At 37.6% G+C, this 25,271-nt stretch carries 24 protein-coding genes; 17 read left to right on the plus strand and 7 right to left on the minus strand.

What is annotated here, in order from left to right; all coding sequences use genetic code 11:
- Positions 1–106: 106 nt before the first annotated feature.
- Together ACOXY8_RS01275 and ACOXY8_RS01280 are read left to right on the plus strand one after the other, a co-directional pair.
- Positions 107–1,021 (plus strand): Ppx/GppA phosphatase family protein, encoded by a 915-nt coding sequence (locus tag ACOXY8_RS01275; protein ID WP_458329744.1) that lies wholly within the window; start codon positions 107–109, stop codon positions 1,019–1,021.
- The gene (locus ACOXY8_RS01280) at positions 978–1,529 is read left to right on the plus strand and encodes an HD domain-containing protein (protein ID WP_458329745.1); all 552 of its coding nucleotides are present in this window, start codon (positions 978–980) and stop codon (positions 1,527–1,529) included. The genes ACOXY8_RS01275 and ACOXY8_RS01280 overlap by 44 nt, the downstream gene beginning before the upstream one ends.
- Here ACOXY8_RS01280 and ACOXY8_RS01285 read toward each other — a convergent pair whose 3' ends face one another.
- The 4 genes from ACOXY8_RS01285 to dnaG form a co-directional block, all read right to left on the minus strand.
- The gene (locus ACOXY8_RS01285; RefSeq protein WP_458329746.1) at positions 1,530–1,892 is read right to left on the minus strand and encodes a phage holin family protein; all 363 of its coding nucleotides are present in this window, start codon (positions 1,890–1,892) and stop codon (positions 1,530–1,532) included.
- Between the two features lie 126 nt (positions 1,893–2,018).
- Positions 2,019–2,648: a hypothetical protein gene (locus ACOXY8_RS01290; protein WP_458329747.1), complete on the minus strand. Its 630-nt coding sequence runs from the start codon at positions 2,646–2,648 to the stop codon at positions 2,019–2,021.
- A 12-nt stretch (positions 2,649–2,660) separates the two neighbouring features.
- A complete protein-coding gene (locus ACOXY8_RS01295) occupies positions 2,661–3,875 on the minus strand; it encodes a bifunctional 3,4-dihydroxy-2-butanone-4-phosphate synthase/GTP cyclohydrolase II (RefSeq protein WP_458329748.1) in 1,215 nt (404 codons plus the stop codon).
- Positions 3,876–3,973: 98 nt separating this feature from the next.
- Positions 3,974–5,896 (minus strand): DNA primase, encoded by a 1,923-nt coding sequence (gene dnaG / locus ACOXY8_RS01300; protein WP_458329749.1) that lies wholly within the window; start codon positions 5,894–5,896, stop codon positions 3,974–3,976.
- A gap of 214 nt (positions 5,897–6,110) precedes the next feature.
- Between dnaG and ACOXY8_RS01305 the strand changes: the two genes are divergently transcribed.
- The 4 genes from ACOXY8_RS01305 to ACOXY8_RS01320 are packed head-to-tail and all read left to right on the plus strand — an operon-like array spanning position 6,111 to position 11,010.
- Entirely contained in the window at positions 6,111–7,205 is a 1,095-nt protein-coding gene (locus tag ACOXY8_RS01305) for an Mrp/NBP35 family ATP-binding protein (protein ID WP_458329750.1), read from the plus strand.
- 2 nt (positions 7,206–7,207) lie between these two features.
- Positions 7,208–7,480 (plus strand): NifU family protein, encoded by a 273-nt coding sequence (locus tag ACOXY8_RS01310; protein ID WP_458329751.1) that lies wholly within the window; start codon positions 7,208–7,210, stop codon positions 7,478–7,480.
- 20 nt (positions 7,481–7,500) lie between these two features.
- Positions 7,501–10,548 (plus strand): choice-of-anchor J domain-containing protein, encoded by a 3,048-nt coding sequence (locus ACOXY8_RS01315; RefSeq protein WP_458329752.1) that lies wholly within the window; start codon positions 7,501–7,503, stop codon positions 10,546–10,548.
- Between the two features lie 12 nt (positions 10,549–10,560).
- Positions 10,561–11,010 (plus strand): 3-oxoacyl-ACP synthase, encoded by a 450-nt coding sequence (locus ACOXY8_RS01320; RefSeq protein ID WP_458329753.1) that lies wholly within the window; start codon positions 10,561–10,563, stop codon positions 11,008–11,010.
- Between the two features lie 182 nt (positions 11,011–11,192).
- Here ACOXY8_RS01320 and mdh read toward each other — a convergent pair whose 3' ends face one another.
- The 3 genes from mdh to tilS all read right to left on the minus strand — a co-directional run bounded on the left by mdh (position 11,193) and on the right by tilS (position 14,077).
- Positions 11,193–12,119, minus strand: coding sequence for a malate dehydrogenase (gene mdh / locus ACOXY8_RS01325; RefSeq protein ID WP_458329754.1), 927 nt, complete (start codon positions 12,117–12,119; stop codon positions 11,193–11,195).
- A 94-nt stretch (positions 12,120–12,213) separates the two neighbouring features.
- Positions 12,214–12,735 carry a cyclic nucleotide-binding domain-containing protein gene (locus ACOXY8_RS01330; RefSeq protein ID WP_458329755.1) on the minus strand — a complete coding sequence of 174 codons (522 nt, stop codon included), beginning with the start codon at positions 12,733–12,735 and terminating at the stop codon, positions 12,214–12,216.
- On the minus strand, positions 12,728–14,077 hold the full coding sequence (tilS, locus tag ACOXY8_RS01335) for a tRNA lysidine(34) synthetase TilS (protein WP_458329756.1): 1,350 nt from the start codon (positions 14,075–14,077) through the stop codon (positions 12,728–12,730). Before tilS ends, ACOXY8_RS01330 begins: the two co-directional genes overlap by 8 nt.
- 46 nt (positions 14,078–14,123) lie before the next feature.
- On the opposite strand from tilS, the gene ACOXY8_RS01340 reads away from it, so the two are divergent.
- From ACOXY8_RS01340 to ispE, 11 genes are all read left to right on the plus strand, one after another.
- Positions 14,124–15,959 (plus strand): OstA-like protein, encoded by a 1,836-nt coding sequence (locus ACOXY8_RS01340; protein ID WP_458329757.1) that lies wholly within the window; start codon positions 14,124–14,126, stop codon positions 15,957–15,959.
- Between the two features lie 32 nt (positions 15,960–15,991).
- Positions 15,992–16,825 (plus strand): outer membrane protein assembly factor BamD, encoded by an 834-nt coding sequence (locus ACOXY8_RS01345; protein WP_458329758.1) that lies wholly within the window; start codon positions 15,992–15,994, stop codon positions 16,823–16,825.
- A gap of 1 nt (position 16,826) precedes the next feature.
- Entirely contained in the window at positions 16,827–17,153 is a 327-nt protein-coding gene (locus tag ACOXY8_RS01350) for a DNA-directed RNA polymerase subunit omega (protein ID WP_458329759.1), read from the plus strand.
- 9 nt (positions 17,154–17,162) lie between these two features.
- Positions 17,163–18,377, plus strand: coding sequence for a bifunctional phosphopantothenoylcysteine decarboxylase/phosphopantothenate--cysteine ligase CoaBC (coaBC, locus tag ACOXY8_RS01355; protein ID WP_458329760.1), 1,215 nt, complete (start codon positions 17,163–17,165; stop codon positions 18,375–18,377).
- 40 nt (positions 18,378–18,417) lie between these two features.
- On the plus strand, positions 18,418–19,314 hold the full coding sequence (gene porD / locus ACOXY8_RS01360) for a type IX secretion system protein PorD (RefSeq protein WP_458329761.1): 897 nt from the start codon (positions 18,418–18,420) through the stop codon (positions 19,312–19,314).
- A gap of 94 nt (positions 19,315–19,408) precedes the next feature.
- Positions 19,409–21,067: a DNA repair protein RecN gene (gene recN, locus ACOXY8_RS01365; protein ID WP_458329762.1), complete on the plus strand. Its 1,659-nt coding sequence runs from the start codon at positions 19,409–19,411 to the stop codon at positions 21,065–21,067.
- Between the two features lie 32 nt (positions 21,068–21,099).
- Entirely contained in the window at positions 21,100–21,939 is an 840-nt protein-coding gene (locus tag ACOXY8_RS01370; RefSeq protein ID WP_458329763.1) for a class I SAM-dependent methyltransferase, read from the plus strand.
- 66 nt (positions 21,940–22,005) lie between these two features.
- Positions 22,006–22,560, plus strand: a complete 555-nt coding sequence (locus ACOXY8_RS01375) for a LemA family protein (protein WP_458329764.1) — start codon at positions 22,006–22,008, stop codon at positions 22,558–22,560.
- Positions 22,561–22,576: 16 nt separating this feature from the next.
- Positions 22,577–23,530, plus strand: coding sequence for a M48 family metallopeptidase (locus ACOXY8_RS01380; RefSeq protein ID WP_458329765.1), 954 nt, complete (start codon positions 22,577–22,579; stop codon positions 23,528–23,530).
- A 43-nt stretch (positions 23,531–23,573) separates the two neighbouring features.
- A complete protein-coding gene (locus ACOXY8_RS01385) occupies positions 23,574–24,386 on the plus strand; it encodes an enoyl-ACP reductase FabI (protein ID WP_458329766.1) in 813 nt (270 codons plus the stop codon).
- Between the two features lie 75 nt (positions 24,387–24,461).
- On the plus strand, positions 24,462–25,271 hold the full coding sequence (gene ispE, locus ACOXY8_RS01390) for a 4-(cytidine 5'-diphospho)-2-C-methyl-D-erythritol kinase (RefSeq protein ID WP_458329767.1): 810 nt from the start codon (positions 24,462–24,464) through the stop codon (positions 25,269–25,271).

Consider the following 25,271-nt stretch of genomic DNA (forward strand, 5'->3'; position numbering starts at 1 on the left):
CTTTTACACTTTTTCAAGAAATACTTTCTATAAGGTTTTATTCAATGGGATTGAAGAAGTAATTTAGATTCATTGATTACATTTGATTAGATTAAATATTTCTACTTTGAAAATTGCTGCTATAGACATCGGTTCCAACGCTATTCGACTTCAAATTACGAGTGTATTAGAGTATGAGGAGAGCATTACTTTCAAAAAAATAGAGTACGTTCGTTTTCCTCTTAGGCTTGGTCAGGATGTTTTTACGGAGAAATTGATTAAGCCTGACACTGAGGAGAAATTTGTGAAGTTGATGCGATCGTTCAAAATCTTAATTGATTTGTTCGAAGTAGATATATATCGAGCTTGCGCAACCTCAGCAATGCGGGAGGCAAAAAACGGAGCCACAATAGCCGCTAGAGTTTTGAATGAAATTGGCCTTAAGATCGACATTATCAATGGCGATAAGGAAGCGGAAATAATCAACAATTCACTCTCATCTTATCTTGAAGACAAAGCCTATTTGCATATCGATGTGGGCGGTGGTAGCACGGAGTTGAATATTTATGTGAATAAGCAAAAAGTTGCTGCTAACTCATTTAAAATAGGTTCAGTTCGGCGTTTGTCTTTCCATCAATCTCCACTTGTGTGGAAAAGAATGGAGGATTGGATCAAGCAAAATATCAAAAAAGAATATGGTAGAATCACAGCTATTGGCACTGGAGGAAACATTAATAAATTAGCTGATCTGGCTAAGAAAAAACCCGGTAAAACCATTTCTATCAAAAAAATTGAAGCTGTAAGAGAATATCTTGCAGGATTTACGCTGGAAGAAAGAATCAACAAATTACAATTGAATCCTGATAGAGCTGATGTAATCTTGCCAGCATCGGATATATACATGTTTGCAATGAAAGCAGCCAAAGCCACCAATATCCTAGTGCCAGATATGGGTTTGAAGGATGGTATGATTCAAGATATGTATAAAAAATTGAAATATGGGAAAACTCAACAGAGAAGAAGCAAAGGCCTTATTGCTTGAAATGACTAAAGGTGAAAGCCTTTTAAGACATGCGAGAAGTGTAGAATTGGTAATGGAAGCTTATGCAAACAAACTTGGTGAAGATCCTGAGGAATGGGCAATTGCAGGACTGTTGCACGATGCAGATTATGAGGCTTTTCCTGACCAGCATCCAAATATTATAGTTGCCAAATTGAAAGAATTGCGGGAGGATAAATTGGCTCATGCCATATCTGCCCACTACACCAAATGGGGGAAAGAATACACCAATACATTGGATAAAGCACTAGTTGCTTGCGATGAGCTTACAGGTTTTATTATAGCTTGTGCTCAAGTAAGGCCGGAAGGAATCAACCAAATGGCCGTAAAAAGTGTGAAGAAAAAATTAAAGCAAAAGTCCTTCGCCGCTAGTGTAGATCGTGAAGAAATAAATAAAGGAATGGAAATGCTACAAGTAAATGAAGATGAGCATATTTCCTTTATCATTGATGTACTCGAGAAGAATAAAGAAGAATTAAAAATCGGTTAATTATCGATAACTTTTCTTCTCATCCTCTTTTGCCATTCCTGAAAATAATCCATTCAGAATAGATAAAATTAAGCTAAAAGCTAAAGCCCACCAGAAATTGACTACAATAAAGCTGTCTATAAAATAAGCGGCAATCATTACCATTAATGCATTGATTACGAGTAAGAAAAGACCTAAGGTAAAAATAGTTACTGGAATGGTTAAGATAATGAGAATGGGTCTTACCGTAGAATTTAAAATAGCCAAAAAAGCGGCTACAATCAAAGCAGCCCAATAATCTTCTACAGAAACTCCAGACAAAAGGAATGCAGCAATAATTATTGCAATAGCAGAAATAACAAGACGAATAAGCAGATTTACCATGATGATAGATTTAAAATTGATTGGAAGAGCTCAACTACACTAATCTAAATCTACCTCCCGCTTCCTTTTCAAATCTAAATAATTATTTGGTAAAAAATAATGAGATAAGGCCTGAAAATTCAAAGACTAAAAATTCAAGCCATTATAATAAGAGGTGATTTGAACTAAGTCTGAGCGCTGATCAACTTTCAATTTATTCCCTTTAATATAATCCTTAACATTTGAGGCGTGATTATCCATAATATTTAAAAGAGTACTTCTTTTACGATTAAACTCTTGTATTTCGCCTGTTTGAGCATTTAGAAAAAAGTACTTGAAATCTAATCGCTGGTAAGGCCACCAAAAGCTCCCTCCCCTACTAAACCATGAATTATATCTTGGAGATGACTCTGTTAGAATATATTCTCTAGCTAGCAAGGTAAGATTTCCCTCAAACAGTACTTCAAAAAATATGGGTCTTTCGTAGCCTTCATCTGTGAAATAAGGAAGTGAGTAGAAGTATCTAAAATCACCAAAAATCTCATCGAAGATTTCAAAAAATTTAACTTGAAGAGATGAAAATGTTTCTATTCCATTACCATTGGTTACCTGAACAGCATTGTTATCCAAGTCATATTTTACTTTGCCTGTTACAGAATCACCTTCCATTAAAACTACCCTCCCAGAATGCCATAAATCTGAAGGGAAGGTTTGGGAATTTGCTTGAAGTGAAAAACAAACAATAATTACTGAAAGGAAGAAAATATTTTTGAACATACTATGAATAAATTAACCAAGAATATTGTGACCCATTTTATCACGTTTGGTTTGCAAATACTTCTCGTTATGTGGATTAGGAGAAATTTCAATCGGAACGTTTTCAACTATTTCCAAACCATAGCCCATCAGACCAACACGCTTCTTTGGGTTATTCGTAATTAATGACAATTTGGTTATACCTAAGTCACGAAGTATTTGAGCACCAACGCCATAATCTCTGTGATCCATGCTAAAGCCAAGTGCTTCATTTGCTTGAACTGTATCCATTCCCTCCTCTTGAAGTTTGTAAGCTTTCAGCTTATTAATTAAACCAATACCTCTACCCTCTTGGTTCATATATAGAACTACTCCTTTTCCGGCTTTCTCTACCATATCCATGGCTGCATGCAGTTGAGGACCACAATCGCAACGGCATGAACCGAAAATATCGCCTGTAACACAAGATGAATGGACGCGCACTAAAACCGATTCATCCTTTTTCCACTCTCCCTTGATCAACGCCAAATGTGTTTCTCCGGTACTTACCTGCTTATATGCAACCAAGTCAAAATCACCAAAATCTGTAGGTAATTTCACATCGATCAATCGCTCTATTAGGCTTTCCTTTTGTAGTCTATATTCAATAAGATCCTTGATGCTAATGATTTTCAGATTGAATCGTTCAGCAACTTTCAGCAATTCCGGCAAACGAGCCATTGTGCCATCTTCGTTCATTATCTCAACCAATACACCAGCTGGCTCAAACCCAGCTAATCTAGCAATATCAATAGTGGCTTCAGTATGTCCGGCGCGGCGTAATACTCCGCCACGCTTAGCACGCAAAGGGAAAATATGACCTGGTTTACCCAGCTCTTCAGGTTTGGTTTCAGGATTGATTAATGCTTGAACAGTTTTGGCTCTATCCGAAGCCGAAATACCAGTGGTGCAACCATGCCCACGTAAATCGACAGAAACGGTAAATGGCGTTTCATGCAAAACAGTGTTATGGCTGACCATCAAGTCTAATTGCAGCTCATCACATCTATCTTCAATCAATGGAGCGCAGATCAAACCACGTCCATGTGTAGCCATGAAATTTATGATTTCCGGAGTTACATTTCTTGCAGCTGTTAAGAAATCGCCTTCATTTTCTCTGTCTTCGTCGTCAACAACAATGATAATCTCACCATTACGAATGGCTTCCAAAGCCTCATCTATTGTGTTTAATTTCGTCAATTTACTCATATCTATTTTTCAATCCCGAAGGCAAATTTACTTTTTATTTTTTGGGAATAATTACCAATGTACACCTAACATTATTATGGCTCCTGTGGTTCTGAAAATTATCTGGCCACTACTACACCTAATTGCTTGGCTAGTTCCATTTCTGTGATCTTAAAATTTTTATGTCGGTTCATCAAGATAATTATGTCATCATCGGAACTAGAGTTCTTTAATTCGAGCATATTTTCTCTAATCAGCATTTGAACGATTCTAAATTTCAATCGAAGGATATTCGTCACAACCATCCTATCCAATATTTCTGATTCATGTGGAATCAAAATTTCATGCTCATGTTCCCACCTTTCACTTATTTCGTAGCGAGTACTTACCAAGTCAATTACGACTTCTTTTAAATCACCTTTTGTGTTCTCAATAAAGTATTGAGCATCCGGTACTTTTCCATTTGCAAGCTCAATTTTGTAGAGATTTATAAGCTCAGCATAGTGCGGTGTTGTGAATTCAACATCGGCCAAACTCGCCATAATAAAGTCTGCTAGACTGCCTTCATCCTCCAATTCATTGAAGCCATAATTGATTAGCAATCGCACACTTTCCTTTTCTTGAAGCTTAATTACTTCCTCTAAGCTTTGGCTTGATTTACTTTGATTTTCAGTATGATCTGGAGTATCTTCTGGAGGCAATGGTAGCTCCAGCTCTTCTCTATTTTTGGCCCTCCTTTGCTGAATCGTAATCTTATTCAACTCAGCAATAAGAATATCTTCGCCAATTTCAAGCAGTTTGCTACACTCCTTTAAATAGACAGTTCTTTTGATCGGGTCTGGAACTTTAGCAATACTCTCAACTATATTGCGAATGGTACCTGCCTTTTTTACAGGGTCATTTCCAGCTTCATTTACAAAGAGCTTGGTTTTGAAAGAGATAAAATCTTGTGACTCTTTTTCTAAATATTCTGCAAACGCTGAGCTGCCAACCTTTCTAGAATAGGAATCCGGATCTTCTCCAGTCGGGAACATTACCACCCGCACATTCATATCCTGCTCCAATATCATATCGATACCACGAAGCGAAGCTTTTATCCCAGCTTCATCACCATCGAATAGCACTGTGATGTTTTTGGTAAACCTTGATATCAGCTTTATCTGCTCTTCTGTAAGAGAAGTACCAGAGGAAGAAACCACATTCTCTACACCAGATTGATGCATTGAAATCACATCCGTATAGCCTTCTACTAGATAGCAATTATCAGCATTTCTTATGGCAGCTTTTGCCTGAAATAAGCCGTAGAGAATTTTACTTTTGTGATAAACAACCGACTCGGGCGAGTTGATATACTTTGGCTGCTTTTTATCTTTAGACAAAGTCCTAGCCCCAAAACCAACCACTTTTCCAGAGGTATTATGGATTGGGAACATTACTCTGCCTCTAAATCGATCGTATTTTTTGGCATCGTTTACCAAGATCAAACCCGCTTTTTCGAGAATATCTTCGCTGTAAGAATTCTGAATAGCCAGCTTCATCAAGTAATCCCATTGGTCTATGGTATAGCCTAGCTCAAATTTGCGAATAGTGCTTTCGCTAAAAGCTCTTTCTTTAAAATAGCTCAGCCCAATTGCCTTCCCATCTTCATTTTCCCAAAGCAAACTTTTGAAAACATCATTGGCGAAATTGAGGACGATAAAGAGACTTTCTCGCTCATTTTGCTGCAACTGTTCTTCGGGTGTACTTTCTCTTTCTTCAAACTCAATTCCATATTTTCCTGCCAGAAATTTTAAGGAATCAATGTATGATAAGCCTTCAATCTCCTCAATAAAAGTAATTGCATCACCTGCTTTGCCACAGCCGAAGCATTTGAAAAATTGCTTATTGGGAGAAACGGAAAACGAAGGAGATTTTTCGTTATGAAATGGACAGCAAGCCCAAAGGTTTTGACCTTTCTTCTTGAGCGAAACGAAATCAGATACCACTTCAGTGATATCCATTCTTTCTTTTATTTGATCGATCGTTTCTTTACTCAGGCTCATTCTGCAAAAATACCTAAAAACATGGAAGCGGGAGGAATTGCGACGAATCTATTTACAAAACCGCAATGACCGCACTATACAATCATATTTACCATTCAATAGAGAAGAAAACACATCAAAAGAAAAACAATAAATCATTTACCCGCAATTTTGGTTAAGCATTTAATATTAATGAACTTAATTTGCACAAAGTTTTAGAGAATTGAATAGAAGAATGGGAATTACGAAGGAAACAATAACCAAAGCATTAAGTACAGTAGAAGATCCAGATCTCAAAAAAGATTTGGTAACCTTAAACATGATCAGGGACTTAAGTGTAACAGATCAAAAAATCTCCTTTCAGTTGGTATTGACTACGCCAGCTTGCCCAATGAAGGAAATCATCAAAAATGATTGTATTGCGGCAATAGAAAAGGTAGCAGGAACTGAAATTGAAATAGATATTGATGTCACGGCAGAAGTAACAAGTATCCGCAGTGGAGCTAATTTTCTGCCTAATGTAAAAAATATTATTGCCGTTGCATCCGGCAAAGGTGGTGTTGGGAAATCTACCGTAACTACCAATTTGGCTGTATCCTTAGCGAGACAAGGTGCCAGAGTTGGTTTGATAGATGCCGATATTTCCGGCCCAAGTATCCCAACCATGTTTAACTGCGAAGCTGAGCAGCCAACTTTAAAGCAAGTTGACGGCAAAAATCTAATTGTACCTATACAGCAATATGGAGTTAAATTAATTTCAATTGGCTTTTTGGCACCAGCGGAGAATGCAGTAGTTTGGAGAGGACCCATGGCAAGTTCGGCTTTAAGGCAGTTTTTTAATGATACAGATTGGGGTGAATTAGATTACCTTTTAATAGACCTCCCGCCAGGTACCAGCGACATACATTTAACGATGGTGCAATCTGTACCGGTAACGGGCGTGGTAATAGTAACAACTCCACAGAAAGTGGCACTGGCAGATGCTCGCAAAGGTTTAGCAATGTTTAAGCAACCTCAAATTAATGTACCCGTTTTGGGTGTTGTAGAAAACATGGCTTATTTCACTCCAGAAGAACTTCCCAACAATAAATATTATATTTTTGGAACAGGAGGAGGAAAAAAATTGGCATCTGACAATGACATCCCTTATCTTGGTGAAATACCTATTGTACAGAGCATTAGAGAAAGTGGTGACCTGGGTTACCCAATTGTGCTCAAGAATGATGTTATTTCTGAATCATTCCTCAATTTAGCTGAGGAAGTAGCACGCCAAGTAGCCATCCGAAATGCAAAAGGTGAAAAAACAAAAGTGGTTGAATTAAAAGCTTGAAAATGAATACAATAACGAATATAGATCCTGAATTGCTTGATAGATTAGAAAAGGCTCTTGATAGCATTAGACCCTATTTGCAAACAGATGGTGGGAACGTACGAATTTTAGATCTTTCTGATGATATGGTTTTATCATTGGAATTGTTGGGCACTTGTGGCACTTGCCCTATGTCTACAATGACGCTAAAAGCAGGAGTTGAGGAAGCTGTAAAAAAGGCAGTTCCAGAAATTAAAGCTGTAACGGCTGTAAATTTGACTCAGCCTGAATTCTGATTTCCTTTTTATCTCCTACTATGAATTTTTTCAATTTCACTGTTTGTAAGGCTCTCCTCATTACAAGCAGTTTTTTTATTTTATTCCTAAGTCAATTCCAAAGCCAAGCACAAAGCGAATTTGATAAGGAGTGCGGCGTTACCTACTTTGAGGAGATGCGTCAAAAGCGTTTTCCTGGCCGAAATCTCATTATGGAATTCGAGCAATGGATGGATCATAAGCAGAATGAGCGCTTAGAAAATTTTGGCCAAATTCAGCTTTTTGCTAATCAAGAAAAGATATATAAAATACCCGTAGTCATCCACGTATTGCACAAAGGCGAGTCCTACGGTCAAGGCACAAATATTCCAGACGAACAAATCCTTGCTCAAATTGATATTTTAAATGAGGATTTTAGACGACAAAATGAAGACGCAATTAATACTCCAGAGCGCTTCCTTCCAGTAGCTGCAGATGTGGGAATTGAATTTGTGTTAGCTGGAACTGATCCTGATGGTAACCCAACAAATGGAATTATAAGAAAGCAAGGCACACGTAATATTTGGGGACAGCCAAATAGCCAAGAAATAAGCAATAATAGCTTTTGGCCTTCAGAAGACTATCTTAATATATGGGTTGCTGATTTGACTTTTGGAGTAATCGGCTGGGCACAATTCCCTGACTCTGATTTACCCGGTATTGAGCCAAGTTTAGGTAGAACCACAGACGGAGTAGTGATAGATTATGAGCTTTTTGGGACTGGAGGAAGTGCAAGAACAACCTCCTTGGGAAGAACAGCAACACACGAAGTTGGACACTTTTTTGGATTAAGGCATACTTGGGGGGATGGTGGCTGTGATGTGGATGATTTTTGCTTGGATACACCTAATATGAGTAGTCCATCTGCAGGTTGTGATCCAGAAAGAGAAAGCTGTGGAGAAATTACCATGGTGCAGAATTACATGGATTACTCCAGCGATGCTTGCATGAATTTATTCACGCTAGATCAAAAAGGACGGATGCTTACAGTAATCGAAAATAGCCCAAGACGCCAAAGTTTGTTGAATTCGCCTGGGTTGATTGATGCTAATGAAAGCTTTACCGATTTAAGTATTACAAGTCTTATCAGCCCTGATATCGCCACTTGTGAAAATGGATTTGAAGCAACAATAAGAATCAGAAATATTGGAACAGAACCAATCACAAGTGCTAGTATAAGTTTATACAGCAACAATTCATTAGTTGAAACTCATGAGCTTACTCAAGTGCTAGCTTCTGGAGCTGAAAGAATAATTTCATACAGCCCGGTTTTTGTAACTGAAAGAGGCGTTCAGTCTTTATCCTTTTCTATTGAAACTGTAAATGGTGAAGTGAGTGACGATCAGCCTGAGAATAATACATTGCTGCATGAGATAAATGTGCCATTCAGAGCGAATCTTCCTGTATTTGAAACTTTCAGTAGCTTTCCTGCAAATTGGAGTACATATAATCCTGATAAACTTTTTACTTGGGAATTAAATGCTGCTCCTGCTATTACTCCAGCCAACCAAGCTATTGCATTGAGGTTTTTTACTCATGGTGAAGTGGTAATTGGAGCAACGGATTACTTACTCTCTCCATTATTAGATTTCACTACAGCCGAAGCTCCAGAATTATTTTTCAGATATGCCTACGCAATGAAAAATGAAGCTTTCTATGAAGATGAGTTCAAAATAATTTATTCGACAGATTGTGGAAAAACCTTTCCAGAGAGCAATACATTACTGCATTTGAAGGGAAGTCAATTAGCAACTGCATCCTCCCGCAACAATCAATTTGTTCCAGCGGGAGCGCAAGATTGGACGTCAAGAACTATTGATCTTAGTTTGCTAAAAGGCTTATCAGATATTCAGATTGCATTTATTGGAATCAATAGCAGAGGTAACAATCTCTATTTGGATGACATAGCCATTTTACCAGATCAAACTCCACAAATCGATTTGAGTTTAACTGCTACTACCGAATTAAAACCAATTTACTGTCCCGGCCAAATTGATTTTGATATCATGATTTCAAATTTGAGCCCTTTCGATATAAAAGGTATTGTCATCAACTATCAAATTGGAGATCAGGAATTTAGTGAAAATCTAAATCAACTAGAAATTGGTGCTTCAGGTGTTTATAACCACACAATCTCTGCCAATGTAGGTCAAATTGGAATTCAAGATTTGAACATCTCGGTAAGTCCTTTGGAAGGTAGCGATATTGATTTTAGCAACAATCTGATTGCAAGCAAGTTTGGCGTTAGTACCAATACTGCATTAACTCCCTATCGCGATAAAATTGAAGGTAACTTTCCAGATGGATGGTTATCATTTTCAACTCAATCAGATACTCAATGGGAATTAAGTGTAGCACCTGATCAAACACCTGAAAATGAAGCTTTGAAGTTGCATTTATTCGAATCGAATGAGCCAACAAACAATTACTGGTTAGTTTCTCCGGCTTTCGATCTTTCCAATTTAGATGAGGCTTCTTTCCATTTCAGACTCTCCTATGCACTCAATACAATCTATGAAAATGACATTCAAGTCTATGCATTTAAAGAATGCTCTGAAGAGAATGGTTTGCTGCTTTGGGAAAAAGAATGGGAGGAACTGGAGGAAGAAACTGAAGATAATGATGAATGGATTCCTAACTCACGAGAGGATTGGGAGAACATTTATGTATCCTTAAATGAAATAGCGGGAGGTGGAAATTACCGATTAGCCATTAAAGTTACATCAGGTAATGGCAATAATCTATACATCGATAATCTAGAGCTATTTATCCAAGATATTGCCCAACCAACTCGAATTCCAGAAAATAGCTTTTATATCTATCCAAACCCAACACAGAGCCTACTCAATATTGTATTTGTTCGCGATGAAAGAGAGTCAATTAAAATGACCTTATTTGACCTTTCAGGTATTCCATATTTTGAGCAATTTTACCCAAATACTCTTAACCAGACCTACACATTGGATTTAACAACAATTCCGATGGGAATGTATATCTTGCAAATTGAAGGTCAGGGCTTTAAAGAGGTAAAAAGGATCGTTAAAAATTAAGAAACTTTATTTATGATTAACAAAATTGCGTTGCAGCAGCATTGCCTTAATATAGTTGCAGAAAAGTTGAAGAGCACTAAGGAAGAAATGAATTTGACCAAAGAGGCTTCTTTCGAAGAAACAAAAAGCAGTGCAGGCGATAAATTCGAAACTGGCAGAGAAATGATGCAACAAGAAGCTGATAAATTCACTCGTCAAATCGAAGAACTCAATAAAATCTACAGATTAATAGACACATTAAATCTTAGTAAATCATCAGAAAAGATCGAAGCTGGGAGCATTGTAAAGACAAATTTGAATACCTTTTTTATATCAGCAAGCCTTGGAATGGTTGATTTTCAAGGAGAAAAGCTAATGCTTATCTCAGCAATTTCGCCGCTTGCTTCTGCCCTACTTGATAAAAAGGCTGGTGAACAAATTACCTTTAACAGCCGCACTTATACAATCGAAGAAGTTTATTAGCATTAGAATAAAATCAAAAATGAAACCCTGTCAGAATTTACATCTAGCAGGGTTTCATTTTTGAAAATGTTCTTTCCTAAAATATCGTCAGACAAAACGAACCGTTATTTAAGACTACTGAACTAAAAAAACCGTCCTCTTTCGAAGACGGTTTAAATATTAGTAAATTCTATTCTTAAAGTTTAAAGTTTTTCTAATACAGCCATTACGTCGCGTACGTGCTGTTCAGATACTTTCAATAGAGCCATTTCTTCATCATTCAAATCAAGCTCAATAACTTTCTCTACACCATTTTTACCTAAGATTACCGGTACGCCTAAGTAGCAATTTTTGATACCATATTCGCCATCTAATTGCATACATACAGGGAATACTCTACGCTGATCTTTTACGATAGCTTCTACCATTTGTGCCGCAGCCGAACCTGGTGCATACCATGCAGAAGTACCCATTAATTTTACTAGCTCACCACCACCAAATTTGGTGCGCTCTATGATTGCATCCAATTTATCTTTGGCGATCAATTCCGTAACTGGAATCCCCGCTACAGTAGTATATCTTGGAAGTGGCACCATTGTGTCACCATGACCACCCATTAGTATCGCTTGAATTTCTTTTGGAGAAACATTTAGCTCCTCAGCCAAAAATGCTCTGTAACGAGCTGTATCCAAAATACCAGCCATACCCAATACGCGTGTTCTTGGGAAATTTGAAGTGATATGCGCTTGGTAAGTCATCACATCTAGTGGATTTGAAACCACAATGATGATTGCATTTGGAGAGTATTTTACCACATTTTCAGTCACCGACTTCACAATACCGGCGTTGGTACTAATCAAGTCATCACGAGTCATTCCTGGCTTTCTTGGCAATCCAGATGTAATAACTACTACGTCTGATCCAGCAGTTTTGGAATAATCGTTTGTAGAGCCTGTAGTGCGGCTATCATACACATCGATTGGTGCTTTTTGCCAAATATCCAAAGCCTTGCCTTCAGCAAAACCTTCTTTGATATCCACAAGCACAATTTCATTAGCAATTTCCTTATAGGCTAATACGTCGGCACAGGTTGCTCCTACATTGCCAGCTCCTACTACGGTTACTTTCATTTTATATGGGATTTATTATTAGATTAAATTATGGTGCTAAGTTAATTACCAAAGCCCACAAAGGAAAAGTCTTTTACAAAGATGGCAGACAATCTTAAGGATTCTTGTAAGTCTGCGATAGATCGAAGAAACCAAAGGATGCCTGATAAGCTCTAAATAGATTTTGGGTGTATCCATTGTACAATTCCGACAAGGAGGTCATTACCTTGGCTTGAATCTCTATATGGTCTTGAAAAATCTCCATTAGGTTGACATGCGGAACCACATAAATATCAGCAGATTCTGATTTTACAATGGCTGTGTATATACGCTGCGCATTCTCCAGAAGTGAATTGTCTCCAAATGCCTTATTAGCAGTAATTTCCGTTAATGCTTCGAAGGTATCATTTACATCTACTGTCAAAGCTACCCTCCCACTTTTTACAATATAAAAGGCGTTTGCAGGATCGTTTCTGAAGAATACAACTTCCTCAGCAGTATAATGTCTTAAATACAAATAGGGAAGAAAAACAGATAGCTCTTTATTATTTAAGCGTTCAAAAACTTTTATTTTTCTCAAAAATCGGAATAGCACCAACTCTTTATCCGTGTAGCGTTTCTTAAATGGATTAATCATGCGGTTGGTACGTTAGTTTTAATATTCTCTTTGTGCTATTTGTAAGCTTAAATTTATCATCTATTCTGTGGCTGATTACCCAAGCAATTTTTTCGCCAGAGCAAAGTAGCAAAACAGAACTTTTCAAGTTTAACGGAATTTTGGCATCTATCATAAAATCACTGAGCAATTTTTTGCCTTTCATGCCCAAGGGCTGAAAATGATCGCCTTCTCTCCAATTTCGAATTGTTAATTCCTCTTCAATTTTATCAGCATCAAAATACGCAATATTTGGATTTTTAAAATCGGGCATCCTTTCAAAATCCATCAGCTGCCATTCCAAGGTGCCAAAACCCTTTATTTCTATAGCTCCATTATCTGCATCAAGTATAATTACTAAATCCTGAAAAGGAATTTCTCCATCTATTTTTTTAGGAGAAATAATCAAAAAATCTCGATCAATCAAACCAGTGAAATATTCGCTGTTAAATCGACTGCCCGTTAGCAAATTTTCTGTCTCGGTAATATTCTGACATTGGCTTTCTGTAAACCCCAATTCTGAAATCCACTCATGAAGTATAAATGCCGGATGTGGGTTTTTCAAAAGAAGCAGGAGGTTAATTTTGATTGAATCATTCTCTCGCAATAGAATATTGGATTTCAGCTTATCGAGAGTCGCTTGCATCAATGTTTCAGCTGCTTGAAAATAGGCTACACTACTTTTCATACTCTCACTCCATGCTGGATTCAAATGCTGAAATTGAGGAATCAAATTATGCCTTATATAATTACGCTGATATTTATCACTTGCATTGGAAGCATCCTCCCGCCAAATTAAATTCTGCTTGTCAGCATAGGATTCCAACTCATCTTTACTTGCAAATAATAGTGGTCTAATCAGATTTCCCTTTTTGGGTAATATACCGTGCAAGCCTCTAATGCCCGTGCCTTTTGCCAAATTCAACAATACAGTTTCTACCGAATCGTCCCAATGATGCGCCGTAGCAATTTGTTTATAATCGTATTTGATAGCCAATTCTTGAAACCAAGCATATCGTAATTCGCGCGCTGCCATTTGAATCGACACTTTATTATGGGAAGCAAATTCTTCCGTATTCATTTTCTTTACATGGCATTCAACCCCATACTTTTTGGCAAGTTGGATCACGAACTCCTCGTCACCATCGGACTCAATTCCCCGCAAAGCAAAGTTCACATGAGCCAATGCAAAAGGCAGATTTGCTTGATAGAATAGATGCGTCAACACCACCGAGTCGAGACCACCACTAATTGCTATAAGGGTTTTGTCGCCGTGGCATAAGAGTTGCTGTTTGCCGATGTAGCTTTTAAAAGCGTGAATCATAGCGTAAAGATACTTTATTCCCTATTTTTGTCAGAATTTCTTCTTAATGATTAAAAACTTCCTCCTTTTACTCTTTTTAGGCTTTTCTCTTTCGGGATTTGCCCAGCAAGGTTCCAGAATAATTTTGGAAGAAGGTGCAGCTGAATTAATCGGCGCAGAAGTAAATGGCCGAAAATTCAATATCATAAAAGGAGGTAATGTGAGCCTGCGTCAAGACGACACCCAAATGACAGCAGATTCGGTGCATCTTTATCGCGATACTAACTCGATGGAGGCTTTTGGTCGTGTGCGTATTTCAGATGGCGACTCTGTAGTGATTTACGGCGATTACCTCAACTATGAGGGAAATTCTGGTAAAGCAATTCTCAGGGGTAATGTTCAATTTAATGACATGGTGGTTCAGTTATTTACTGAAAACCTTGATTACTACAGAGGTTCAGAAACAGCCTATTATTTTGAAGGTGGTCGTCTACTTGATAGTGTAAATGTACTAACAAGTCAGAATGGAACTTATGTAATGCCCATTAAACAATTGGATTTTTACACCGATGTAGTTTTGGTCAACCCTGAATACACCCTGAAAGCTGACACCCTAAAATACAACACTTTATCTAGAGAAGCTCAAACTTTTGGTCCAACTGAAATAATTGACAAAGAAGGCCAAATAATAATTGCTGAAGAAGGTAGTACCTACCAAACTGACTTGAAACAAAGCCAATTTACAGATGGCATTATCAAAACAGATACTTACGAACTCACCGGCGATGTAATTTCAGCAGACGAATTGCGTAAAATCTACAAAGCTGCAAATAGGGTTAGTTTATGGTCTCGAGAAGATAGCATTCTCATCACTGGAAAATTTGGAGATTACTATAAAGAGCAAGGAATTACCAAAGTATATGGTGATGCTATTTTCAGAAAAATAAGCGAAGGCGACACCATTTTTATGCGTGCAGATACACTTACTTCATTGGAATTTGAGGATGGTAAAGAGAATAAAATTATTGCAAATAGAAACGTTAAAATTTTCAACAAAGAATTTCAAGGTCGAGCTGATTCACTGCATTATCGCTCAGTAGATTCTACACTATATTTCATTCGGGATCCGATCCTATGGACAAACAAAAACCAATTGGTAGCCGACCAAATGGAAGTTACTTTTATTAAAGACAAAATCCATGAAGCTAGGCTGTTGAATAATTCCTTCGTGTCGAACATTGATACACTTGAGAACTTCAATCAAGTGAAAGGCCGAACCATGACTGCCAAATTTCTGGATGATCAGATGCATCAGATTTTGGTAAATGGAAATGGCGAAAGTATCTTCTTTGCCCTCAATGACACTACAAACCAAATGATGGGCATGAACAAAATTGAGTGTAGTGATATAAATGTCAATTTTGTGGATGGCGATGTGGTAGAAGTTTTATTTCTCACGCAGCCTGACGCAAAGTTTATTCCTCCACACGAATTAAAAGAACCTGACAAGAGACTTCCGGGTTTCGAATGGAAAATAGATTTGAAACCTACGAGAGATTCCATATTTGTGGTTACTCCCATAGATTCAACACTTATCAAAACCGATTCGCTAAGCACTCCAAAATTACCTGATAGCACTTCTATGGATTTGGAGATTATCAAAGATGAAAAAATATTAGAGGTAGAGGAATTGATAACTGAAGAAACTGTAGAAGAAAGCACAGGAGAAGAAAAAGCTAATACTGAAACAGGAGAAAAGAAAAAGGAAGAAGAAACGGAAGTTGAAAAGAAGAAAGAAAATACAAAAAAAGAAGAAGGTGAAGAAGAAAAGCGGGAGGATAATTTGGCTTTAAATCTTGATCAAATAAATTTAAAACCCAAGCCACAGTATTTTAATTGGTAAATCTGGCTTATATTATGTAATTTTGCGGGCTTATGCGAATACTCAGATTCTTATTTATCATTTTAGTAGCGACTTCGGTACTGTCCTCTTGTTCCAAATACGCCAAATTGGAAAAAGTAACAGATTCAGAGGTTTTATTAGAAGCAGCAAACGAATACTACGAAAATGAGGAGTATCGTAAAGCAGCAGAACTTTATGAACGCATACTACCTGCAATCGGTGGTAGTAGTCAAGCTGAAGATGTAAGTTTCAAAGTCGGAATGGCCAATTATTTGGTAGGCAATTATATACTAGCTGATTACCATTTCAGGAGATTTCATGAGAATTACGGTAGAAGCCCTAGAGCTGAAGAGGCATTTTACCTGCAAGCTTATTCTCTTTATAAGGAAGCTCCTATATCTTCCCTTGATGCAACCAATACAAGAGAAGCCATTGCCACAATGCAAAACTTCTTGAACAGGTTTCCATCAACTGAGAAAAGAGAAGAGGCCACAAAAATTATAGATGAGCTACAAGTAAGGCTTGAAACAAAAGCATATGACATTGCTAAATTGTATTGGGACTTATCAGAAGGCTTATTTGCTCAAAGTTATCTTGAAGCATCATTAGTCACTTTCGAAAATTTTGAAAGAGATTTTCCAGATTCAGATTACAGAGAAGAGTTAGGCTATTTGAAAGTTGAAGCTCAATTTAGAATAGCTCAAAACTCAATAGAATCAAAAAAAGAAGAAAGACTTTATAAAGCTATAGGCTATTATGAGGACTTTTTAAATTACTATCCAGGTAGTAAATATTCAGCTCAGGCACAAAAAGTCTACGAACAGTGTTTAACAGAATTAAGTAAAATCAGTAAATCCAATACATAAAATGAGTAAGCTTACAATTAATCCTTCAATCATTACTCGTGACACAGACAAAATAGCTGCACCAACAGGCAATCTATATGAGTCTATCGCAATCATTTCTAAAAGAGCTCGTCAAATTTCAGTAACCATGAAAGAGGAACTTAATGGCAAGCTTGCTGAGTTCGCATCTTCTGTTGACAACCTTGAAGAAATTTTTGAAAACAGAGAGCAGATTGAAATTTCAAAATATTACGAAAAACTACCAAAGCCATCTACTCTTGCAATTGAAGAGTTTATGGAAGGTAAGGTTTACGCAAGACTACCTGAAGAGGATAGCGAAAACGCTTAATATTCTATCATGCTCCGAAATAAGAAAATCTTACTGGGAGTATGTGGTAGCATTGCTGCTTACAAAGCGGCATTTTTAATAAGACTATTAGTAAAAGCGGGAGCAGATGTAAGAGTAATTTCTACTACATCTGCTTCTGATTTTATTAGCCCTCTCACATTATCTACACTTTCCAAAAATCCTGTTTTAACAAAGTTTGTTAAAAACGAAGAAGGTGAATGGAATAATCATGTAGAACTCGGACTTTGGGCAGACCTAATGCTCATTGCTCCTCTTAGTGCTAATACGCTTGGCAAAATGTCCAATGGCATTTGTGACAATCTCCTTCTTGCCACATACCTTTCTGCCAAATGCCCAGTAATGGTGGCTCCTGCAATGGATCTAGATATGTATGCACATCCCAGCACTCAGAAAAACCTCAATATTATTCGTTCATTTGGCAATATGGTGATTGATGCTGAGGATGGAGAATTAGCCTCTGGCTTGAGTGGCCAAGGCAGAATGGCCGAGCCTGAGAATATCATTCAGTTTGTTGAAAGCTATTTTTCCAAAAGTCAGGTGCTTGCCGGTAAAAAAATACTGATTACTGCCGGACCAACTTACGAAGCAATAGATCCTGTTCGTTTTATTGGAAACCATTCTACAGGAAAAATGGGCTATGCACTAGCAAAAACTTGTTTAACGCTAGGAGCAGAAGTAGTGCTAATTAGCGGCCCAAGTAATGAATCAATCTCTGAAAATCCTGCTTTACAGTTGATTAAAGTACAATCGGCAAAGGAGATGTTAGTAGCTGCTGAGGAAAATTTTGCTAAAGCAGATATAGGAATAATGTCTGCGGCAGTAGCAGATTATGCGCCGAAGAATGTGGCAGATAAAAAGATAAAAAAGAGTGTAGATACGCTCACTATCGAACTGATTAGAAACCCTGATATCGCCAAAACACTTGGCGCAAAAAAGCGGAAGAATCAACTGCTTATTGGCTTTGCTTTGGAGACGGACAATGAAGAAGTGAATGCAAAAAGGAAATTAGAAGCAAAGAATTTCGATCTAATTATCCTTAACAGTTTACAAGATGAAGGAGCTGGATTTGCTCACAATACCAATAAAGTAACCTTAATTACTTCAAAGGATTCACTTTCCCTCCCGCTTCTTTCAAAGGATGAAACTGCCAATAAAATCATTGATTACGTTGTAGGTTTGCTGAATCAGAAGACAGGAAATTAATTCTTTCATCTCAATTAGATTATTTTTCGTAATATTGATTATGTCTAAAAAGTCACTCCTATTTCTTGTATTATCATTTCTGAGCTACCCTATACTAGCACAAGAAATTAATTGCAATGTGACTGTCAATGCTCAAAACATTCAAATAAGTGATCGCAGTATTTTTCAAGATATGGAAAATGCCTTCGAACAGTTTTTGAATAACAGAAGATGGACAAGCGAGACATTTAGACCTGAAGAGCGAATAAGATGTAATATCGTTCTCACATTAGAGACTATGCCGAATATTGGCAGTTTTACGGCTTCTATGCAAATTCAGGTATTGCGGCCTGTATACGGCACCAATTATGAAACTGTAGTCTTCAACTTCGCAGATAGAAATTGGCAGTTTGATTATACTGAATCCCTCCCCCTCGAATTCAATGAGAATACTTTCAATACAAATCTAACCTCAATGTTAGGATTTTATGCCTATGTGATTTTGGGTTATGATTATGATTCATTTTCAAGATTGGGCGGTTCCGCATTTTTCGATAAAGCATTTAATGTAGTCATTAATGCACAACAAAGTCCACGTGCCGGCTGGAAACAATTCGAAAGCAACAGGAACAGATATTGGATTACAGAAAATCTTATGAGCAGCCAAATGGTGCCTGTGAGGGAAGCCATTTACGAATATCACAGACTTGGATTGGATATGTTTGGACGTGACCCTGAGCAAGGCCGAGATGCAATAATTGCCTCCTTACAAAAAATTAAAGAGGTGAATAAGTTAAGACCAAATTCTGTGATTGTAAATTCATTTTTTGATGCCAAATCAGATGAACTTGCTAATATTTTCTCACAAGGTAATGAAGCAAAAAGACAAGAAGTACTTGAATTGCTTAGAGAACTTGATCCTACAAACACAGAAAAATATAGCCGCATTAATCCTTAGGGCAAATTCATTTCAATAATCTATTTGTAAGCTATATTCTTAAATTAGATTTGTATTTTTGATACCAATCTAAATCTATCCATTTTGCGCTCTTATGTTGCAGCAATTAAGTATTAGAAACTACGCACTGATAAAAGAACTCGTAATGAGTCCATCTGCCGGACTGAATATGATAACTGGAGAAACAGGTGCAGGTAAATCGATAATGCTAGGTGCTGTGGGTTTGCTTTTGGGAGAAAGAGCAGATTCTTCGGTAATGCTGGAAGAAAAGGAAAAATGCATTATTGAAGGGCATTTTGACATTGCTGCATATCAGATGGAAGCATTGTTTGAGCGGGAGGAATTGGACTTTATAAATCCCTGCATAATACGCAGAGAAATGAGTCCGGGTGGCAGAACTCGAGCCTTTATCAATGATACGCCTGTAAAACTCGAAACACTGAAAATCATTGGTTCGCTGCTTATGGATGTTCATTCTCAGCACCAGAATTTGGCATTAGGTGAGAAAGTCTTTCAACTGAAAATCATCGATGCATTTGCTGGCAACAGAGCTATTTTGGAAAACTACCAGACCTTATATAAGGAATGGAAAAATGCCAAAGACGAGTTGGATGCTTTGGAGCAAAAGAGAATCAATCTTCAAAAAGACCAAGATTACAATCAATTTATGTTTGATGAGCTAGATGCCGCCAAACTAAATAAAGATGAACAAGAAGAAACAGAAGCTCAACTGTCAGTATTAGAAAATGCTGAGGAGATCAAACTAAAAATTGCTGAAGCACTAGCATTATTGAAAGAAAGTGATTTTCCTGCATTGGATGCATTAAGACAATCTAGGTCACTATTAGGGCAAATAAGCTCTTTTGGCAAAGGTTTGAAAGAACTATACAATAGGCTTGAAAGTGCATTTATCGAACTTGAGGATATTAGCCAAGAATTAGAAACTGAAACTGAGCAAGTAGAGTTTGATCCTGAAAAAACTGCTCAGCTTAAAGAGCGACTCGATCTTATATATCGTCTGCAGCAAAAACATCAAGTGGCTACGATTGCCGAGCTAATAGAAATTAAGGAACAGTATTCTGCTAAATTGTTGGACTCTGAGGATACTGATTACGCTTTCAATAAACTGAAATCACACATTGCTCAACTGGAGCAAAAGCTAGTAAAATCTGGCACTGAACTAAGCAAAGCAAGAAAAGAAGTAGCTCCGAAACTTGAAAAAGAAATTGTGAGCATACTGCAAGAACTAGGCATACCGAATGGAAATTTCCAGATTGAAATGAAGCCAGCTGAGCCAAAGTTATCTGGTGCAGATGATATTCAATTTCTATTTTCAGCGAATAAGGGTTTAAAGCCTGGAGAATTGAAAGATGTTGCATCCGGTGGTGAGTTTTCCAGATTGATATTTGCGCTCAAATTCATAATAGCTGGAAAAACCGCTTTACCAACAATTGTATTTGATGAGATTGATACTGGAGTGTCTGGTGAAATTGCTTTGAAATTGGCTAAAATGATGCGCAAAATGGCATCGAAGCATCAAGTAATTACTATCACTCACCTCCCGCAAATGGCAGTAGCTGGAGAGAAACATTTCTTTGTATATAAAGACAACAGCGAACCTCGCACGGTAAGTCGAATTCGTGAACTGTCACCAAATGATCGATTACTCGAAATTGCAAAAATGATTGGTGGTGAGAATCCAAGTGCTACCACTATTCAAAATGCAAAAGAATTGCTTGAAACCGTTAACTAATAAAATTGAACTATACCTCCAAAACATAAATTATGGCTCGCGAAAAGAAAGTTGATTCCAAAGAAGTAGGTCTTGAATTAGGTCTCGTAATATTCAGATTTTTTGTTAAAACAGACCACTTACATTATGGCCTATTTACGGATGGACTCAAAGCCGATGTAGCTGATTTGAAACCTGCTCAAGAAAAGTATACAGATCTACTAAAGAGCCTGATACCTGAAGGAACTAAAACCATTTTGGATGTAGGTTGTGGCTCTGGAGCTACTGCTCTATCCCTAATAAATGATGGCTACGAAGTAGAATGTGTGTCTCCAGGTAAAATCCTTACAGCGCAAGTGAGAAAACTATTGGGTGATAAAGCTGTTGTTCACCAAAAGAAATTTGAAGAAGTTTCTATTAACAAAAAATACGATTTGATTCTTTTCAGCGAAAGTTTTCAATACATCCCAATGGATAATTCTATTCCTGGTGCATTGAAATTGTTGAATCCAGGTGGAAGCATCATTGTGGCAGATTTTTTCAAAACGGATGCTCCAGGTAAAAGTCCACTGGGTGGGGGACATAATTACAAAGAGTGGCAAGGCAAATTGGAAAACTTTCCTGTGAAAGTGGCTTTTGAGCGTGACATCACAGAAGAAACTTCAGTTACTATGGATATTGTACATCAATTATCCAATGAGGTTTTGGCTCCAGTTTGGAAATCAGTATTCGAACTTGCCGAGGATCGTGCGCCAAGAATTATGAAATTGGTAAAGTGGAAATTCAAGAAGAAATTCGAGAAAATGGAGAATAAGCATTTCACCGGGCAACGAAATGGTGAGAACTTCAAGAAGTACAAAAAGTATATGGTCTATTTACTCAAGCCTGAGTAAAATAAATTAGGATCTGTAAATGCATTTTTTCTGCTTTATTTTTCGTAATTTGAAAATAAAAAAATTATGATTATCGCTTTAATTGCCATTGCCGTAATTGCCATCTTTTTGATCGCAACTTACAATAAACTGGTTAACCTAAGAGTAACTAGAGAAAATGCCTTTGCAGATATTGATGTCCAACTTAAGCAGAGACATGATTTAATTCCTCAGCTTGTAAACACTGTAAAAGGCTACATGAAACATGAGGAAGGCGTACTTACACGTGTAACGGAAGCTAGATCTCGTGCAATGGCTGCCACGACAATTGATGGTAAAATTGACGCTGAGCAACAGTTGGGCTCTGCTCTTGCTGGTCTAAAAGTACAAGTAGAAGCATACCCTGAATTGAAGGCTAATCAGAACTTTATGCACCTGCAAACTGAAATAAGCGACGTTGAAAACAAACTTGCTGCAGTAAGAAGGTATTTCAACTCAGCTACCAGAGAATTAAATGTAGGAGTGCAGAGTTTTCCTGCAAATATCATTGCTGGAATGTTTGGTTTCAAAACGGAGAAAATGTTTGAAATCGCTATGGAAGACCGCGCCAGTGTAGAAAAAGCTCCAGATATCAAGTTCTGATTTTCCCCCTCCCGCTATGTCCAAATATGTAGGAATCCAAGGTCAAATCCGATCAAATAATAGGAAGTCTATTTTGCTTTTGCTTGCTTTTCCTACATTGGTATTGGTTGCAGTATATGCATTTATTTACTTCACCAGTTTCGATGAAACCACAGGAGGAATCAACTCCCAAATGGTGAAGGAGGACTTCATTGCATCCATTCCTGCTACGTTGATTATTGTGGGTATTTGGTTTAGTATTGCCTATTTCTTCAATGTCAAAATGATCCAAAGTGCCACTGGCGCAAAGCCATTGGAGAGAAAAGAGAATATGAGGATTTACAATCTGACGGAAAACCTTTGCATAAGTAAGGGAATGAAAATGCCCAAAATCAATGTAATTCCAGATCCTTCGCTCAATGCTTTTGCAAGTGGAATAAATGAAAAGTCTTATACTGTAACCCTCACTCAAGGAATTATAGATAAACTCGACGATCAAGAGTTAGAAGGCGTTATTGCTCATGAGCTTATGCATATCCGGAATAATGATGTAAAGCTTTTGATCATTAGTATCGTTTTTGTTGGCATATTCTCACTCGTTGCCCAAATGCTATTTCGAATGCTAATATATGGAGGTGGCAGAAGACGCGGCAAGGATAATAAAGGTGGTGGAGCATTAATCATCGCTTTGGTAATCGCTGCAATTGCTTATTTCCTTTCTCTTATTTTCAAATTTGCCATTTCTCGGAGTAGAGAATATATGGCTGATTCCGGTGCAGCAGAAATGACTCGAAATCCAAGAGCCTTAGCATCAGCACTAAGAAAAATTAGTGGAAATTCAGAAGTTGGCACTTTAAAAAGCGAAGATGTTTCAGCTTTATTTATTGATAATTCTTCCAAAAATAAGAAAGGCTTTGCAAGCATGATAAGTGGTATATTTGCCACACACCCTCCTATCGAAAAGAGGATTAAACTACTTGAAGAGTTTTAAAAAAATCATAAATATATTTTTTGTCAAATTTTAATAAAAAGATATGTCAAATAATCTGCTCAAAGGAAAAAGAGGAATCATATTCGGTGCATTAGATGAAAATTCTATTGCTTGGAAAACTGCATTGAAATGTAAAGAAGAAGGTGCAATATTCACACTAACCAACGCTCCTGTAGCTATGAGAATGGGTGAAATTCAGAAACTTGCAGAAATGTGTGGCTCAGAAGTGATTCCAGCAGATGCTACTTCTGTGGAAGATTTAGAAAACTTATTCACCAAGTCTATGGAGATATTGGGAGGTAAGATCGATTTTGTTCTTCACTCTATTGGCATGAGCCCAAACGTACGCAAAGGCCGAGATTATGGTGATCTTAATTACGATTGGTTCTTAAAAACATTGGATATTTCGGGAGCTAGTTTTCATAAAGTACTGCAAACTGCAGAGAAAACCGATGCAATGAACGAATGGGGTTCTATTATGGCGTTAAGCTATATTGCAGCCCAAAGATCCTTCCCGGACTATTCGGATATGGCACATGCAAAAGCATTACTTGAGTCTATTGCTAGAAGCTACGGACACCGATTTGGCAAACTTAAGAATGTTCGTGTCAATACCATTTCGCAATCGCCAACAAAGACTACTGCTGGCACTGGAGTGACAGGCTTCGATGTGTTCTACGACTATGCTGATAAAATGTCGCCACTCGGCAATGCGAGTGCAGAAGACTGCGCCAATTACATTGCAGTAATGTTCTCAGATTTCACCAGAATGGTTACTATGCAGAATCTTTTCCATGATGGAGGTTTCTCTTGCGCAGGTATTACCGACGAAATCGTAGAGCAAATGCTCAAATAAAAATTCAATAATCAATCAAATCCCTGTTGCATAACAACAGGGATTTTCTTTTTTGATCCTCAAATTCCATTTTCAATGATTGCCTTTCCAAATGCCAAAATCAACTTAGGGTTAAGAATCCTTAAAAAAAGATCGGATGGTTTTCACGATATTGAAACTTGCATGTACCCTATCGGCTGGCAAGATGCGGTTGAAATAATTGAGCATGGAAAGCTTGAACTAAGTACTTCAGGATTGGAAGTGCCAGGGGATGACAAATCTAATCTCTGCATTCGGGCATATCGAGCCTTACAGAAAGCTTATGGCCTTCCAAATGCCAAAATCCACTTGCACAAAGTGATTCCTTTTGGAGCTGGATTAGGTGGTGGCTCATCAGATGCGGCGTATGTTATGAAAGTTGCTTCAGAGGTATTTCAGCTATTTCTCGAAGACGATTTGCTGGAAGAAATCGCAGCGGAGCTAGGAAGTGATTGCGCATTCTTCATTAAAAACAAACCGGCAATGGCGGGAGGTAGAGGTAATGAATTAGAAGTTCTCAACTTCAATCCAGATGGATACTACGCTTTGGTAATCTACCCAAATATCGCAATAGGTACTGCATTAGCATACAAAAATGTAATTCCAAGTACTGATGGAATTTGCATCCAAGAAGCTCTATCCCAACCAATAGAGGAATGGAAGAATCACTTACATAATCAATTTGAGGATACCATTTTTCCTGCATTTCCTATTCTAAAGGAAATCAAAGATTCCCTTTACCAGCAAGGAGCTGTCTATGCATCCATGTCTGGATCTGGTTCTGCAATGTATGGGCTATTTAAAAATGAGCCTCAGATAGATAATTGGAAGGAATCTGGCTATGCCATCTGGAGTGGTAAACTCTGA

The organism is Peijinzhouia sedimentorum, assembly GCF_049340005.1.
Classification (GTDB): Bacteria; Bacteroidota; Bacteroidia; order Cytophagales; family Cyclobacteriaceae; genus CAXBDP01.